13 protein-coding genes are annotated in these 15,566 nt (G+C 71.3%); 7 read left to right on the top strand and 6 right to left on the bottom strand.

Annotated features, from left to right (window positions below; all coding sequences use genetic code 11):
• Positions 1 to 372: 372 nt before the first annotated feature.
• Positions 373 to 2,664, bottom strand: coding sequence for a GH32 C-terminal domain-containing protein (locus ACQE3L_RS09870; protein WP_426963604.1), 2,292 nt, complete (start codon positions 2,662 to 2,664; stop codon positions 373 to 375).
• A gap of 109 nt (positions 2,665 to 2,773) precedes the next feature.
• Positions 2,774 to 3,373: a CinA family protein gene (locus tag ACQE3L_RS09865; RefSeq protein ID WP_426963603.1), complete on the bottom strand. Its 600-nt coding sequence runs from the start codon at positions 3,371 to 3,373 to the stop codon at positions 2,774 to 2,776.
• A gap of 303 nt (positions 3,374 to 3,676) precedes the next feature.
• Here ACQE3L_RS09865 and ACQE3L_RS09860 point away from each other — a divergent pair, with 303 nt between their 5' ends.
• Both ACQE3L_RS09860 and ACQE3L_RS09855 read left to right on the top strand, forming a co-directional pair.
• Positions 3,677 to 4,096 carry an HU family DNA-binding protein gene (locus ACQE3L_RS09860; protein WP_426963602.1) on the top strand — a complete coding sequence of 140 codons (420 nt, stop codon included), beginning with the start codon at positions 3,677 to 3,679 and terminating at the stop codon, positions 4,094 to 4,096.
• Positions 4,035 to 4,433, top strand: a complete 399-nt coding sequence (locus ACQE3L_RS09855) for an HU family DNA-binding protein (RefSeq protein WP_426963601.1) — start codon at positions 4,035 to 4,037, stop codon at positions 4,431 to 4,433. The genes ACQE3L_RS09860 and ACQE3L_RS09855 overlap by 62 nt, the downstream gene beginning before the upstream one ends.
• Before the next feature lie 254 nt (positions 4,434 to 4,687).
• On the opposite strand, the gene glyA is transcribed toward ACQE3L_RS09855, so the two are convergent.
• Positions 4,688 to 5,935 (bottom strand): serine hydroxymethyltransferase, encoded by a 1,248-nt coding sequence (gene glyA, locus ACQE3L_RS09850; protein ID WP_426963600.1) that lies wholly within the window; start codon positions 5,933 to 5,935, stop codon positions 4,688 to 4,690.
• Between the two features lie 176 nt (positions 5,936 to 6,111).
• On the opposite strand from glyA, the gene ACQE3L_RS09845 reads away from it, so the two are divergent.
• The 3 genes from ACQE3L_RS09845 (at position 6,112) to ACQE3L_RS09835 (ending at position 10,880) form a co-directional block, all read left to right on the top strand.
• Positions 6,112 to 8,133, top strand: coding sequence for a hypothetical protein (locus ACQE3L_RS09845; RefSeq protein ID WP_426963599.1), 2,022 nt, complete (start codon positions 6,112 to 6,114; stop codon positions 8,131 to 8,133).
• Positions 8,134 to 8,275: 142 nt separating this feature from the next.
• A complete protein-coding gene (tbsP, locus tag ACQE3L_RS09840; protein WP_426963598.1) occupies positions 8,276 to 9,091 on the top strand; it encodes a transcriptional regulator TbsP in 816 nt (271 codons plus the stop codon).
• 82 nt (positions 9,092 to 9,173) lie between these two features.
• Positions 9,174 to 10,880, top strand: coding sequence for a YcaO-like family protein (locus tag ACQE3L_RS09835; protein WP_426963597.1), 1,707 nt, complete (start codon positions 9,174 to 9,176; stop codon positions 10,878 to 10,880).
• Positions 10,881 to 10,941: 61 nt separating this feature from the next.
• Here ACQE3L_RS09835 and ACQE3L_RS09830 read toward each other — a convergent pair whose 3' ends face one another.
• A complete protein-coding gene (locus ACQE3L_RS09830; protein ID WP_426963596.1) occupies positions 10,942 to 11,928 on the bottom strand; it encodes a mechanosensitive ion channel family protein in 987 nt (328 codons plus the stop codon).
• A gap of 103 nt (positions 11,929 to 12,031) precedes the next feature.
• Here ACQE3L_RS09830 and ACQE3L_RS09825 point away from each other — a divergent pair, with 103 nt between their 5' ends.
• Together ACQE3L_RS09825 and trmB are read left to right on the top strand one after the other, a co-directional pair.
• On the top strand, positions 12,032 to 12,772 hold the full coding sequence (locus ACQE3L_RS09825; protein ID WP_426963595.1) for a proteasome assembly chaperone family protein: 741 nt from the start codon (positions 12,032 to 12,034) through the stop codon (positions 12,770 to 12,772).
• 113 nt (positions 12,773 to 12,885) lie between these two features.
• Positions 12,886 to 13,938 (top strand): HTH-type sugar sensing transcriptional regulator TrmB, encoded by a 1,053-nt coding sequence (trmB, locus tag ACQE3L_RS09820; RefSeq protein ID WP_426963594.1) that lies wholly within the window; start codon positions 12,886 to 12,888, stop codon positions 13,936 to 13,938.
• Positions 13,939 to 14,157: 219 nt separating this feature from the next.
• Here the strand turns inward: trmB and ACQE3L_RS09815 are convergent, their stop codons facing one another.
• Both ACQE3L_RS09815 and ACQE3L_RS09810 read right to left on the bottom strand, forming a co-directional pair.
• On the bottom strand, positions 14,158 to 14,679 hold the full coding sequence (locus ACQE3L_RS09815) for a DUF8215 family protein (protein WP_426963593.1): 522 nt from the start codon (positions 14,677 to 14,679) through the stop codon (positions 14,158 to 14,160).
• Between the two features lie 61 nt (positions 14,680 to 14,740).
• On the bottom strand, positions 14,741 to 15,559 hold the full coding sequence (locus tag ACQE3L_RS09810; protein ID WP_426963592.1) for a DUF8054 domain-containing protein: 819 nt from the start codon (positions 15,557 to 15,559) through the stop codon (positions 14,741 to 14,743).
• Positions 15,560 to 15,566 lie beyond the last annotated feature (7 nt).

Genomic DNA, 15,566 nt, shown 5'->3' with positions numbered 1-15,566 from the left:
GACGACGCCGGACGGACGCGGGGGATCCACCGGGAGGCCGCGCTGATGGTCGGCCCGCTGAGCGACGAGGGCCGCGCCGCCGCCGAGGCTGGGGAGGTGCGAGGCTGCCGTGCGGTTGCGGAGCGGTTGCGGTGCGGAGCGGTTGCGGAGCGGTTCCGGTGCGGGGTGGGACTGAAAGGGCAGCCGGCTCGATCCCGTCGGCTCTCTAGGTGGTGCTGTCCGCCGCAGCAGGATCGACGGCAGACACAGAAACAGAACATCCGTCGTACGGAGCTCCGACTGCGGCCCACCGTCCGCCGGACCATCCCCGCGATCGGACCGTCCCGGTCACCACGCCCCGTCGAAAAAGGCGAGAACGTCCCTGAGGCGCGATCAGTCGTCCGCTTCGGGGGCGGTCCGCGCCGGGTCGCCGGGGTCGCGCCCCCGCAGTTCCGTCGGCCAGATGCTGCCCATCGCGTGGACCGTCAGATCCACGTCGACGCCCTCCGACGCCCCGTCCGCGAGCAGGCCGACGCCGGTGGCGTCGTGCCGGGTCGGGTAGATCCGGCCGGTCAGGCACCGCCGACCGTTGACGAACGCCTCGACCACGGAGCCGTCGACGAAGACCCGCAGGTCGAGCGGGGTTTCGAGGTCGTCGACGGGGACCGAGACCGGGTGGTCGTTGACCTCGCGGTCGAGGCTGCTGCCGGTCCGGTCCAGCACGAGCCGCCCGTCCACGAGCTTGAGTTGCGTGCTCTCGGCGCCGTCCGGCGAGAGCCGGACCACGACGCCGACCGCGTCGGCCGCGTCGGGGTCGACCGTCGCCTCGATCTCCAGGGCGTCACCCTCGGCGTCCAGTAGCTCGCGACCGTCGGTGACGGTGACCGTGCCGTCGAACAGCGTCGCCTCGCGGAGGTCGCGCACCTCCCGGGCGGGGCGCTGGCGGACGTCGCCGTTCTCGACCGACACCTCCCGCGGGAGCGACATGAGGCCGGACCAGCCGGCGTCCCACTGTCGGCGGAGCGTCCGCGCCTCCTTGATCCAGCCGAACATGAGCGTCCGGCCGTCGGGCGCCTCCAGCGACTGCGGCGCGTAGAACTCGCCGGGGTCGAGCACCTCGGTCGCCTCGCGCTCGAAGGTGCCGGTCTCCTCGTCCCACTCGCCGACGAAGCCGACCACGTCCTCGTAGTTGGAGACGTGGAGGAGGTCGCCGTCCGCGAACCGGAGCAGCTCCGGACACTCCCAGACGGTGCCGGGCGACTCCCAGTCGCCGACCAGCGACGGGCCGAGGTACTCCCACTCGCGGCAGTCGCGCGAGCGGTAGCAGACGACGGCCCCGCCCACGTCCTCCAGCCCGGCGCCGACGAGCTGGTACCACCAGCCGTCCGCGACCCAGACGCAGTGGTCGCGGAACTCCCCGTTCCAGTGGTCGGTCGTCAACACGTCGAGCGCCGCCGGCGGGTCGTCGATGACGGGGTTCGCGGGGTCGGTCTCGAACCGGGAGAGGTCGCCGTCGACGGCCGAGCCCAGACACGGGAGCTGCCACCCCTCGCGGCCGCCGGTGTACAGGACCCGCACGTCGGATCCGTCGCCCGCCGGCGCGTCGGTGCGCCACCCGGCGTGGGCCTCGTCGGTGACGAACGCGCAGCCGGACCAGCAGCCGTCGCGGTCCGGGCCGCCGGGGTCGGGCGCCAGCGCGACCGGCACGTCCCGCCACGTCAGCAGGTCGTCGCTGACGAAGTGCCCCCAGTGGATGGTCTCGTGGTAGGGGCCGCCGGGGTTGTACTGGTAGAAGACGTGATACTGCCCGTCGTAGTACAGACAGCCGTTCGGGTCGTTGAGCCAGTTGGCGGGCGGCGAGAGGTGGTAGCTGGTGCGATGGCGGTCGCCCGCGAGCGCCGCGCGGTGGCGCGCGAGCGTCTCGGCGTCGTGCGGCCGGCCCGTCGTGAGCGCGGTCGCCGCGGTCTCGGGGTCGGTCTCGCCGCCGATTCCGGCGGTCCCGTCCGCTCCGCCGTCCGCGAGGAACCGCAGCAGGTTCCCCGTCAGTCGGTCGCGCTTGGCGCGCGTGTGGTCGTCCGCGCGCTCGAAGTCGAGGCCGACGCCGACGCCGACGACGGTCCCCGCGCCGCGCCGCCAGCTCACCGTTGTCACCTCGTGCGGCACGTCGTCCGCGCCGCGGTGCGTCGACGCGAGCACGTCGCCGGCCGCGGGCAACACGTCCTCGTAGCGCGCGAACGGCGCCTCCTCGCCCGCGGGGCGCGTGTGGTGGCGGAGCGTCTCGAACCCCTCGTGTGCGGGGTGGTCGGCGTACGCCGACTTCCAGAGCGGGCCGACCGGCTCGTGGACCGCCTCGGTGCCGGTCGCGTCCGGCGGCACCTCGTCGACCCCGAGCGCCGCGACCTGCCCCATCGCGCGCGCCGAGAGCAGCAGTCCGCCGCCGCTCTCGACGTAGTCGGTCACGCGGGGCTCACAGGCGGCGACGGTCCGGGGGTTCGCCACCGGCTCGACGGCGTGCCACCAGCAGACGTCGAACCGGTCGAGGTCGACCGAGCCGTCCGCGACCGCCGCGAGCGACGCGGTCTCGACGTCCGCGAACCGCTCGCGGCACCAGTTCCGCGCGGCCGTCTCTCCCGGTCCGGCCGCGCCCGCGACGAGCAGGCCGACGCGGAGGTCCTCTTCGTCCATCACCGGATCCTCGACGGATCCGGACAAAAGGCTGTCCGAACGCGCGTACGGAACCGCGTAAATCGCGGCTCCGACGAGACGGCGGTCGAGCGGCTTGTGTCTGACTCGGTCACTCGTCCCCGAATTCGCTCGTGGGCGCCGTCTCGCGGACCGCCCGGACCAGCTCCGCGAGCGCGCAGACGACGCTCTTCCGCTTGATCGCCGCGCGGTCGCCGTCGAGTTCGAAGCGCCGCGACCGGGTGAACGACGCCTCGGTCCCCCACGGCGCGGCGAAGGCGACGCCCACGTACAGCAGGCCGACCGGCTTGTCGCGCTGCCCGCCGCCGGGGCCCGCCACGCCGGTTGCGGAGACGCCCCACGTCGTGTCCGACCGGTCGCGGACGCCCTGCGCCATCGCGCGCGCGACCGGCGCGCTCACGGCGCCGTAGGCGTCCAGGTCCTCGCGCGGGACCGCCAGTTCCTGTCGCTTCGCGTCGTAGGCGTAGGTGGCGAGGCTCCGGTCGAAGTAGTCGCTGGAGCCGGGTACGTCCGTGATCGTCGAGCCGATCAGGCCGCCGGTGAGCGACTCCGCGACCGCGACCGTCTCGCCGCGCTCCGAGAGCAGGTCGCCGACGACTTCCTCGACCGCGCGGTCGCCGGTCCACTCGCCATCCTCGAGCTCCGCCGCGGTCGACGACTCGAAGCCGCTGATCGGGGTCTCCTCGGGCATGTCCGACGCCTCGCACGCCGGGGACTTCTAAGCGACGGCGGCCGAGGGACTGCCCGAAGCGACGGCGGCCGGGGGAGTGCCGCGGTTCCCGCAGTCCGGACCGAAGGTGTCGGATGAGGCCGTGGATCTTCCGCGAGATTCGACGGTTGCTCAGAGCCGTGTGCACTCAGAGACGGGGCGAAGTCCGGCGTCGCAAAGTGCCTCCGTTCCACCGAAACCGTTCCTGTTCGCGTTCGGTTTTGAACAGAAGTGATCACGATACGATAATACAAAAATAGAAATTTAAAATATATTTATATACGTATGCAGCGTCAGAGGGTTGTGAGTAAAGGTATCATGTCTCAAAACGTTCTGTCCCGGCGAACCGTTCTGCGGAGGGGCGCTGTCCTCTCGACAGCGCTCGGAGTGGGCCTGTTGACCGCGACGGGACAGGCCGCGGCGATGAACAAAGCGGAACTGATCGAGGCGATGGCGAGCGAGGCCGGACTGAGCGGGTCGGATGCGAAGCGGGCGCTCGACACGTTCACCGACGCGACGACGAAAGCCTTGGAGAAGGACGACAGCGCCGTGCTGGTCGGCTTCGGGTCGTTCAGTATCTCGAAGCGCTCCGCCCGGACGGGGAAATCCGGGGTCCCGAAACGGGCCTGCAGACGACTCGCCGGTGACGTTCGACGCCTGCCCGGAGTTCGCGGCCGCCCTCGGTCTCAACCCCGGCAAGGGTGACGAGGCCAGCGCAAAGTGCCGGAACGCCGACGTGGTGATCGACGCGGAGTACGTCGCGAGCGAAACGGGACGCGACTCGCCCGAGGGGCTATCGGAGGACGACGCGAGGCGAGCGCTCGACGCGTTCATCAACGCGACGACGAAGGCACTGAAAAAAGGTGATCGGCTGTCGTTGGGTGGACGGGAGGACCAGAACGAGGGGTTCGGCACGTTCAGCATCTCGAAGCGCTCCGCCCGAACCGGGCGAAATCCGCAGACAGGAAAAGGGATCCAGACCGCGGCGAAGAACGTGGTCGAGTTCAAAGCGGGTGCGGAACTCTCGAAGGCCGTTAACTGAGCTGTGACGGCGTGGAAACGGTGAACCCGGCCGATACGCCGTCAACCTGGCTACGGACGCCGGCTCGGTTAAACGACTGACTTCCCCTCTCTCGGACACGTCCCTACTGTCTCGGCTGGCTCAGCAAAACTCGGTGACACTGCCCCCTTCGAATCGGTCCGTGCCACCGAGGAGAGAAATAGCCGACCGCAGGACGGAGAAGGCCCGCACGGGGTGGGGACGGGTCGGCCGCAGAGCACGGCCACACCCCAGCCCTACTCGTACAGCGGGAACTGCTCGCAGAGTTCGGCGACGCGCTCGCCGACCTCGTAGACCACGTCCTCCTCGTCGACGTTGTCGACCACGCGGTGGATCAGGTCCGCGACCTCGCGCATCTCCGCCTCCTCGAAGCCGCGCGTGGTGAGCGCGGGCGTGCCGACGCGGATGCCGGAGGGGTCGAAGGGGGTCCGGGTCTCGCCCGGCACGGTGTTGGCGTTGAGGACGATGTTCGCGGCCGCGAGCGCCTCCTCGGCGTCGCCGCCGGAGGTGTCCGGGTGGGACTCCCGGAGGTCGATGAGCACGAGGTGGGTGTCCGTGCCGCCGGAGACCAGCTCGTAGCCGTGCTCGCGGAAGCGCTCGGCGAGCGCCTCGGCATTGCTCACGACCTGTGCGGCGTACGAGTCGAACTCCGGTTGGAGCGCCTCCTTGAAGCCGACCGCCTTGCCGGCGACGTTGTGCATCAGGGGACCGCCCTGCGTGCCGGGGATGATCGCCTTATCGACCGCGGAGGCGAACTCCTCGCCGCACATGATGATCCCGCCGCGACCGGCGCGAATGGTCTTGTGCGTCGATCCGGTGACGAAGTCGGCGATGCCGACCGGCGAGGGGTGCTCGCCCGCGGCGACCAGGCCGGTGATGTGGGCGATGTCGGCGAGGTGGTAGGCGTCGGCCGCTTCCGCGGCGGCCTGGATGCGCTCCCACTCGACCTCTCGGGGGTACGCGGAGTAGCCGGAGACGATCATGTCCGGCTCGATCTCCTCGGCCGTCTCGCGGAGCGCGGCGTAATCGATGTAGCCCGTTTCGGGGTCCACCTCGTAGTGGGTCACGTCGAAGTGCTCGCCCACGAAGTTGGCGTGGTGGCCGTGCGAGAGGTGGCCGCCGTGGGTCAGGTCCAGGCTCAGGATCGAGTCGCCAGGCTCCAGGGCGGCGACGTAGACGGCGATGTTCGCGCTGGAGCCCGAGTGCGGCTGGACGTTGACGTGCTCGGCGCCGTAGAGCTCCTTCGCGCGCTCGATGGCCAGCTCCTCGACCTCGTCGGCGTACTCACAGCCCGCGTAGTAGCGCTGGTCGGGGTACCCCTCCGCGTACTTGTTGGTGAGCGCGCTCCCCTGCGCCTCCATGACGGCCTCGCTGACGTGGTTCTCGCTGGCGATCATCGCGAGCGTCTCCTGCTGTCGCTCGACCTCGCCGGACAGCGCGTCCGCGACCGCCGGGTCCGTCTCCCGCACCGTGTCGTAGTCCATACGCGAACCGCGTGTGACGCGACCAAAAAGCTGTCCGTCCCGCGGACGGTTGCCGGGGGCGGCGCTCCGGCGTCCGTGAGAGCGGGTCGCGGCCGCTCCCGCATGCGATCGCGATGGCCCCCGTACCCCTCCGGTGCCGACACGCATTTAGGCGCACGGAGGGTCTCTCCGACCCAATGGTGCAGGTCGAATCGTCGCGGAATGAACTCCGCGTGGTCGACGCCGAGGGGCGCTCGGCGACCGTCGCGGGGCGGTTCGAACCCGGCGGAACCGCGCCCGCGTTCGACCGCGCGGTCGACGGCCGAACGACGGTCACCGCGCGGCGACTCCGACTCGACGGGACGCTCGTGACGGTCGAGAACCTCGACGACGGCGGTCGGCGGGAGCTAGCCGGCGATCCCGGTCCGGTCGACCTGGACGCCGCCGCCCACCGCGTCCGGATCGCGACGCCGGTCGGGACGGTCCTCCGGTTCGACGGCGCGGCGACGGTCGCGAAGCCGGCGGTCGACGCCGTCGTCCTGACGTTCCCGGCTGCGACCCCGGTGGCCGTGGGCTTCGGGACGGGAACGAGGCGCCCTCGGGCGTCGATGACCGTTCCGGCGACCCCGTCGGGAGTCGCGACCGCGCTCACCGCGATGGCGACGAGCCACCGGACGGCGTCGCCGGATCGATCCCGCCCCGAGATGCGGACGCAGCCGCCGACGGTGAGGTTCGGCGAGGGGAAGTCGATCCCGCCGGCCGCGCGCGAGTCGCCGCTCGAAGGGCCCCGCCCGGAGATCGCCGTTCCGCCGGACCTGGGCGTGCTGCTCCGGGTCGCGCCGCTCACGCACTACGTCGGGGCGCGGGTGGAGACCGACACCGACGCCGCCCCCGTGCTCCGGGCCGGTCGCGAGTGGAGCCTCACGGACGGCTCGGGGGGCCTCACCGCGGCCGCCGCGCTCAGGCGCGTCTTCCACCTCGACTGCCTCGTCCGAAGCGCCGGACCGCGGGGAACGGACCTCGCCGAGACGCGGCTGCTCGACCGGCTGGCCCTGGACCCGGACGGGACGTATCCGTTGCCCGTGGCCGAACGCGTCGACCGGTACATGGCCGCCGACTACGACGCGATAGCCGGCGAGCTACCGGACTGGCACCTCTCGATGTACCTCCGGCCGGACTACGAGAGCGTGCGGACGCTGCCGCACCTGCTGTCCAACGTGCCGCAGGTGTTCGCGCCGGAGGTCGAACCGCTCCCCGACGCCGAGTGGCTGAAGCGGTCCCTGGACGACTTCATCCGCGGTCGGGACTCCGTGAGCGTCGACCTCTCGAAGCCCTCGCTCGGCTCCGGACGGACCCACGGCTGGCTCGCCGACTCCGCGCCGATAGACGTGTTCAAGGCGCTCCCCGAGGCCTACGAGAACCGCGCCCGCTACCGCGACCGCTCGGGGGAGTCCATCTCGGTCGTCGCGGTCGTCAACGACCTCGAGATGTCGACCGAGGGCGACGCCGCGGTGGAAGTGTACCGGAAGCGGGCCGCGGAGCTCGACGTCGACGTGACGGTTCGCGAGCAGGTCACGACCGACGAGCTGGCCGCGCTCTTCGAGGAGTCACACGACCTGATCCACTTCATCGGCCACTGCGAGCCGGCGGGGTTCGTCTGCCCGGACGGTCACTTCGCGGCCGCGGAGCTGGACGAATCGAACGCGCAGACGTTCTTCCTCAACGCGTGCGGCTCCTACTACGAGGGGCTCGACCTGATCCGCCGCGGCAGCGTCGCCGGCGGCGTCACGTTCAACCGCGTGCTGGACGGCAACGCCGCGCTCGTCGGGACCGCGTTCGCGCGCCTGCTGATGGCCGGGTTCGGGTTCGAGCGCGCCCTCTCGCTGGCCCGTCGCCGGGTGATGACCGGCAAGGACTACGTGGTCGTGGGCGACGGAACCCACGCGCTCACACCGCGAGGGGACGAGGTGCCGACGGTCCTGGAGGTCGAACCGGCCGACGGCGGGTACCGCGTGGTCCACGACGCGTACACGCCGAGGGCTCACGGCGGCGTCTATCGGTCGCCGTTGCAGACCGACGGCGTCTCGCAGCTGTGCGGAACGCGGCGGGAATTCCTCGTCGACGCCTCCCGGCTTCGGGACCTCCTGTCGCTCGACGTGATGCCGGTACTGTACGAGGGGGACCTCCGGTGGTCGTCGGAGCTGGCCGAGGCCATCTGACCGGCCGCCGCGGACCGGACGTCCGACTTCGGTGATCGGAATAAGCCAGAAATCGGAGCCGTTGACGCCTCTATTGGGGATTCTCCAGGTGGGTGATCCCGTTAATATTAAATATCTCACGCGCCGTTATACGCATAGAATTATGGTGTCGAATTTACTCGAAACCGATCTCGAGAATATCCTCGAGGACGCGTTCGCGGAGACGGAGGGCGAGCTCCTCGTCGTGGATCCCTCGGCCGAAACCGTCGAAGCGATCGTGGAGGCGGGCATCGAGAGCGACACGCTCCCCGAGCTGTGTCTGCTCGCCGACGAGGACGTACTGAAGGACGTGATGGACGACTTCCTGATCGCCTCGAAGGCGGCGGACCTCGTCGAGGGGGGATCGCTCTCGCTGCGGGTCCTCTCGACCGACGCCGACAACGCGCTGTTCGTCTCGGCGGACCGGGTCGTCGCGCTCGTCTCGACCGGCGGTCGCGTCGCCGCGCTTTCCAGCGACGACGCGGAATTCGTCGAGGAGGTCTTCTCGACGTACCGCGACGCCTTCGAGGAAGCCGAGGAGTACCGACTCCGGACGCCCGCGATCAGTCGCGTCCGCGAGACGATGACCGAGGAGATCGGCGATGCCACACGCGAGGACTTCGACGACGTGCTCGCCTCGATGGAGACCGCCCGCGGCAACGGCGACGGCCTCGACGAGGTGACCGTCTCGCTGCTCGTCGCCGCGAAGAACGACGTGCTGCTGTACGACATCTCGAAGTGGGGCGAGGACGTGGGGATCGCCTCGAAGGCGACGTTCTCCCGGACGAAGACCCGCCTCGAGGACCTCGGCCTCATCGACACCGAGAAGGTGCCCATCGACGTCGGCCGCCCCCGGCTCCGCCTGAAGCTCGGCGACGACCGGCTGAAGGACGCCTCCGTCGACCAGCTCGCGGACGTCGTTCAGAGCGCACTCAACTGACGGCGGTCGCGCCGCGGCCGCCTGCCGGCCCGGCGTCGTGCCCTCCCGTGGCTTTTTCTCCCCGCTCGTCGTTGCCGCGTCCATGGACATCGGACTCGTCGGTGACGGGCCGGCCGTCGACGCGGTCGACGCCGCGCTCGGTGACGTCGACGTGAACGTCATGCCCGTCGCGGCGGACCTGCTGGACGGTTTCGACTTCGCGGTGGTCGTCGGCACGGCCGGCGCCGACGCGTTCGCGCGCGCGAACGAGGCGCTCGAGCGGTGGGTCGCCGTCGAGGTCGGCGGGGTCGGAGGGGCCCCCGTCGCGGACGTCGACGCCGCCGTGACCGTCTTCGAGGACGCCTGCTACGACTGCCTGCGCCGGCGCATCGCGGCGAGCGACTCGGAGACGGAAGAGCGCCCCGCCGGGGTCCGCTCGGCGGTGCGCTACGCGGGTGCGGTCGCGGGGCGACGAACGATCCAAGCCCTCTCCGGCGAGGCGGTCGGCGACACGGTCGTCGAAGTTCCAGGGGCGGAGCGCAGGTTCCTCCCCGTTCCCTTCTGTGACTGCGGGTCAGACCCCGAGGGCGCCGTCCCGCGGGAGCACCGCGACGTCTCGGTCGACGACGCGCTCGAACGCGCCGAGCGGTCGGTCGACGACCGCGTCGGGATCCTCTCGGAGGTGGGCGAGCGCGAGTCGTTCCCGGTCCCGTACTACATCGGCCGGGTCGCGGACACGACCGGGTTCAGCGACGCGCGCGCCGCGGAGTTCGCGGCCGGCGTCGACCGCGACTGGGACGCGGCGTTCATGAAGGCGATCGGCGAGGGGTTGGAGCGGTACGCCGCGGGGGTCTACCGGACCGACGACTTCGCGGAGGGACCCCCGACGGCCGTGGAGAACCCGGTCCCGCCCGCCCGCTTCGTGACGCCGGACGACCGCGAGACGGTCGGGGCGGAGGACGACGACTCCCTCGCGTGGGTGACCGGCGAGGACCTCGCGACCGGTGAGGCCGCCGCGCTCCCCGCGGAGTTCGTCCGGTTCCCGCCCCACGAGCGTCGCTTCCGCCCGTCGATCACGACGGGGCTCGGACTCGGCAACTCGGGCGTCGAGGCGGTGCTTTCCGGGCTCTACGAGACGGTCGAGCGCGACGCGACGATGATCGCGTGGTACTCGACGCTCGACCCGCTCGAACTCCGGATCGAGGGGGACGAGGACCCGGCCTTCGCGGAGCTCCGTGCGCGGGCGAACGCCGTGGACCTCTCGGTGACGCCGCTGCTCGTCACCGCCGACGTGGACGTGCCCGTGGTCGCGGTCGGCGTCCACCGCGAGGGCGACTGGCCGCGGTTCGCCGCCGGCTCCGCGGCGGATCTCGACCCGTACGCGGCCGCCCGCTCCGCGCTGTCGGAGGCGCTTCAGAACTGGATGGAACTGCGCGCGATGGGGCCCGATGCCGCCGCCGAGCAGGGCGCCGCGATCGGGGACCACGCCGACTACCCGGCGGAAACGCGCGCGTTCTTCGACGCGGACGCGGCGGTGCCGGCCGAGGGGCTCGGCGTCCCGGACGCGGCCGGAACCGCCGAACTCGACGCGGTGCTCGACAGACTCGCCGATGCGGACCTCGACGCCTACGCGGCGCGGACGACGACGCGGGACGTGGCGGCGCTCGGGTTCGAAGCCGTCCGCGCACTCGTGCCGGCCGCGCAGCCGCTGTTCACCGGTGACCCCTTCTTCGGAGAGCGGGCACGCGAGGTCCCCGCGTCGATGGGGTTCGAGCCCCGCCTCGATGCGCCGTACCACCCGTTCCCGTAGCGCCGCGTGGGGCGGACGTCGCCCCGCGGCACTCATCACGACCCGCTCGTCTCGACCGGGCTCACGCGTCGTCGCCGTGCTCCCCCTCCTCGTCTTCGGGCGGCTTCGCGGCCCGGTCGCGCTCCTCGGCGGTCTCCGCGACCGCCCGCCCGTCGGCGTCGACGCGCGCCACGCCGGAGGTGTCGTCGAAGACGAGATGGCGGTGGGGGTACGCCATCTCCACGTCGGCGTCCGCGGTTATCTCTCGGATGCGGATGTTGACAGTCGACTGGACCTTGTTCAGCTTGTAGGGCTTTTTCACCCAGTACCGGAGCCGGAGCAGGACGCCGTTGTCGCCGAACTCGTGGACCCGGCAGTCGGGGCTGGCGACGTAGCGCGCGGCGCCGATCCGGATGTCGGGCCCGCCGGAGACGACGGCCTCGCAGCCGCGAGCGGCGCGCTCGATCAGCCGCCGTGCCTCGGTCACGTCGGACTCGTAGGTGACGAGCACGTCGAGCGAGCGGCGGGTCCGCTCGTCCTCCGCGGAGTAGTTGGTCACGTCCCGCTCGCGGACGTTACCGTTCGGGATGACGAGGAAGGTGTTGTCGAGCGTGAGGATCTTCGTGTAGCGGATGGTGATGTCCTCGACGAACCCCATCGTGCCGTCGTCGAGTTCGATCAGGTCACCGATCTCGAACGGCTGGTCCCACAGGACGAAGAAGCCGCTGATGACGCTCCCGATGAGCGGCGCGAGGATCACGCCGGCCACGGCCGAGAACACGGCGGCCGACACGACGAGGCTCGGGAGCTGGACCCCCGCGATGGAGAACCCGGCCGCGGCCGCGCCGACGATGATCGCCACGCGGACGCCACGGAGCACGGTCTGGGCGACGCTCTGTCGCTCGAACCGCCGCGCGACCGGGCGGCCGATCAGCCGGATCGTCAGCTTCGAGACCCAGACGCCGAGCGCGAGGATGAGGAGCGCGATCCCGAGACGGACTCCCGGAACTGCGAGCCAGTCGGGGAGTCGGTCCCCGACCACGCCTCCGGCCTGTGCCAACGCGTCCATGCACCTCCCGCGTCCCCCACTCGAAAAAGCGTTTCCTCCGGCGGCGGGAGTCCGGCTCGCCTCGGACCGAACGGCTAAGAGCGCGCCTGCTGAACGTGCGTCCATGTCCGGGACGTTCCGCCAGTCGCCCGCGTTCGAGGTATCCCACGACTCCACACCGAGCGACGTGTTGCTGGCCGGCTTCTCAGCCTACGGGCTGGCCGGCCTGACCGCGGTCGACTATCTGGTCGACCATCTCGACCTCGAACCGACGGGTCACGTCCGCACGGAGGGGCTCCCGACGATCACGCCGTTCACGAACGGTGAGCCGAGACACCCGACGCGGCTGTTCTCGCGGCCCGACCTCGACGTGACGGTGCTCGTGGGCGAACTGTTCGTCCCAGTCCAGCTGGGCGAGGCGTTCGCGGACGCCGTCATCGACTGGACCGAGGCCGAGGGCGTCGAGGAGGTGGCCGTCCTCGCCGGCGTCCCCACAGCGCACGCGCCGGACGACCACCGCACCTTCTACGTCGCGACCGAGGACTACCGCGCCACTCGGTTGACGGACGGCGACGTGCCGCCGATGGGATCCGGGTTCCTCGACGGGACGAACGCGGCGCTCATCGAACGCGGCATCGAGTCGCCGCTCGGCGCAGCGGTGTACGTCACCCCGGTCCACGCGCAGGTCCCCGACGTCGAGGCGGCGGTACGGCTCGTGGAGACGGTCGAGACGGTGTACGACCTGGACGTGGACTCCGGTCCGTTGCGGGCGTTCGCCGCGGAGGTCGAACAGCACTACGCGGAACTCGCCGAGCGGATGGAGCGCAGGGAGTCGGACGCACCGGACGACCGGATGTACATGTAGGTCGGCGCCGGGGAACCGAACGGGAGCTGTCCGAGCTGACGAACCGGGTTTCGGAACCGGGTGCAACTCGGCTCATAGTAAATAACTTACGTCCCGGGCGGAATGAGGAAGACATGACCGACGACCTTCGCGGGACGCTCGAACGCGTCGGGGACCGCTTCAACCTCGGCGAGTACGAGATCGACGCGTACCTCGCGGTGCTGGAACACGGCGAACTCACCGCCAGCGAGATCGCCGACCGAACCGACATCCCGCAGCCGCGGGTGTACGACACCGTCCGGAGCCTCTCGGACCGCGGGCTGGTGGAGCTCCGCGAGTCGCGCCCGATGAAGATCGTCGCGGTCGATCCGGACGACGCGTTCGGCGAGATACAGACCTCCTTCGACCAGCTAGTCGACGAGTTGGAAGCCCGCTACACGGCCCCGGCCCGCGAGACGGAGGCCGTCTCCCTCGTGAAGTCGCGGTCCACGATCCTCCGGTATCTGGAGGAGGTCATCGAGTCTGCGGAGTACGAGCTGGCCGTCTCGCTCACGCCGGACTTGCTCCGGCGGTTCGAGGACCTGCTCGCGGCGAAGGTCGACGACGGCGTCAGCGTCGAACTGCTCGTGACGCCGGCCAAGCGCGCGCCGAACCCGGCCGAGTACGACTACCTCTCGGTGGCGACCATCGCGCGCGCTCGCCGCGGCATCACGACGCCGGTGCTGGCGGTCGGCGACGGCAGCTACTCGGTGTACGCGACGCAGGACGCGATCCGCGACGACCAGGAGCGGTACGGCGTCATCTTCAACCGCTCGGCGCTGGGGTTCCTCGTCTCCGGGTTCTTCGGGACGGTCCTGTGGACGACGGCGGAGACGCTGGCCGCGGACGGGAAGGACCGGCCGTTCCCCCGACGCTACGCGTCGATCCGCCGCGCGGTCAAGGACGTGCGCGAACTCGACGGCGACTTCTACGCCACGGTCGAGGGGCGAGACATCGAGTCGGGTGACCCCGTGACGGTGCAGGGCTCCGTCGTCGACGTGGCCTTCGAGGACTCCGAGGAGGTCGCGTCGCTGGTCGTCGAGACCGAGGCGGGCGAGCGCGTCGAGATCGGCGGGCGCGTCGCCGCGCTGGAGGACGTGGAGGGACAGGAGATCGTCATCGGTCGCGACGAGCCGGCGGCGCTGTAGCCGCCGCTCGCGGCCCGGCTTCAGCCCCCCGGTGCTGGCGCGACCGACTCGGGTGCCGAGATCCGGGAGTCCCGGCGGGACGAGTCGGCCTATTCGGACTGTGGGTGTCGACCGGCGCGACACCGCGAACGCCCGGGCGAGGCTGGTCCCGGCATCCGTCAAAAACCCTCGGACGGCGACGCGCGTCGTGTCGGCACCTGCAACCGCGCGTGCCGCCCGCTACGTTCTGCGCGCGGTCTCCTCCGCGACCCGCGGGAACAGCAGTGTCGCGACCAGGGCGAGGAGGAACGCCAGCACTCCGGCGAGGAGGGGAACGCCGACCGCGGACGCGACCCCGACCGCGCCGACCGTCGCGGCCAGGAGAACGGCGTTGTAGTAGCCGGCCCGCAGCGCGAGAAGGGCGGGGGCGTAGGTGACCCAACCGCGCGTTTCGGACGCGAGTGGCGGGACCCAGCCGCCCCGCAGGAGCGTCGCCGTCCCCGCCATCGTCGCCAGCGCCACCAGTCCCGCGAACTTGTAGCTGTACGTCCCCGTGGGCGGGAGGTCCATCAGAGAGACCAGCACGGGCAGCGAGAACACCGCCACGTCCGCGTACGCGGTCACGGCGTCGTGGAGCAGGAGCCCGACGGGGTCCTTCTCACCCCGCTCGGTCGTCCCGTACCCGCGCCAGCCGCGTCGCTCGCGGGACTCGGCGGCGTCCGTCGCGCGCCCCGGCGGGCCGTTCCGGCGAGAGGGAGCCATCGCTCGGGAGTCGGTTCGCCGGTGCTTAAAAATCACCCCCGTCACTCCGCGTCGGCACCCGTCACTCCGCGTCGGCCTCGGCCGCCCGTTCGGCCGCGGTCTCGCGGAACTCGTGGACGACGGTGTCGCAGTCGGCGCACGCGAGCACCAGCCGTCCGGGCTTGCGCTGCGTGGACCCGGGGCCGCCACAGCAGTTTCGGAGCGTCGTCTCGCGCACGTCGCCGCCGCAGACCGGACACGTCCCGAGGAGGGTCCGGAGCGGCTCCGCGGCGGGCACGCGAACCGACTCGGGGACGTCGCGCTCGGCGAGCGTCTCGATGGCCGCGACCTCCGCGATCGCGACCGCACGCGAGAGCCAGTTGTCGCGGTCGCCGTCGAGCAGGATCCGGTCGCCGTGCGCGCTCGCCGTCACGCCCGGGGGCGCGGCATCGCCCACCCGGTCCGCCAGCGCCGGGTCCGAGAGCGTCCGGACCTCCGCCATCCGGTCCGTCCAGTCCGCGCGGAACGTCTCCTCGAGCGCGATGTCGCCGTCGGCCGCCTCCACCAGCACGCCCGCATCGAACAGGGCGGCGAGGAGGTCCTCGGCGTCGGCGCCGTCCGCCAGCGAGTTCGAGTCGACGCCGTCGTCGGTCGCGTGGCCGAACTCCCACGGGAGGTACGCGGCGACCTTCGGGCCGAATTCGGGGGTGTAGGGCACGACGTAGCCCCGGAGATAGACGAGCGCGAGTCCGCCCGCCAGCACGAGGGGGCCGGCGAACGGGAACAGCCCGGAGACGAGCGCCGCCGCGAGGAGGACGGCGACGAGGTTGATGGCGGTACACGGCCAGCACCGGTTCGCCCCGGTGTGCTCGGGGCGCGCGAGCGCGGCGAGAGGGTTCACGGTCCCC

Source organism: Haloparvum alkalitolerans, from assembly GCF_050122995.1.
GTDB classification, from domain to species: Archaea; Halobacteriota; Halobacteria; order Halobacteriales; family Haloferacaceae; genus Haloparvum; species Haloparvum alkalitolerans.
This window is presented reverse-complemented; position numbering and strand designations above follow the sequence as displayed.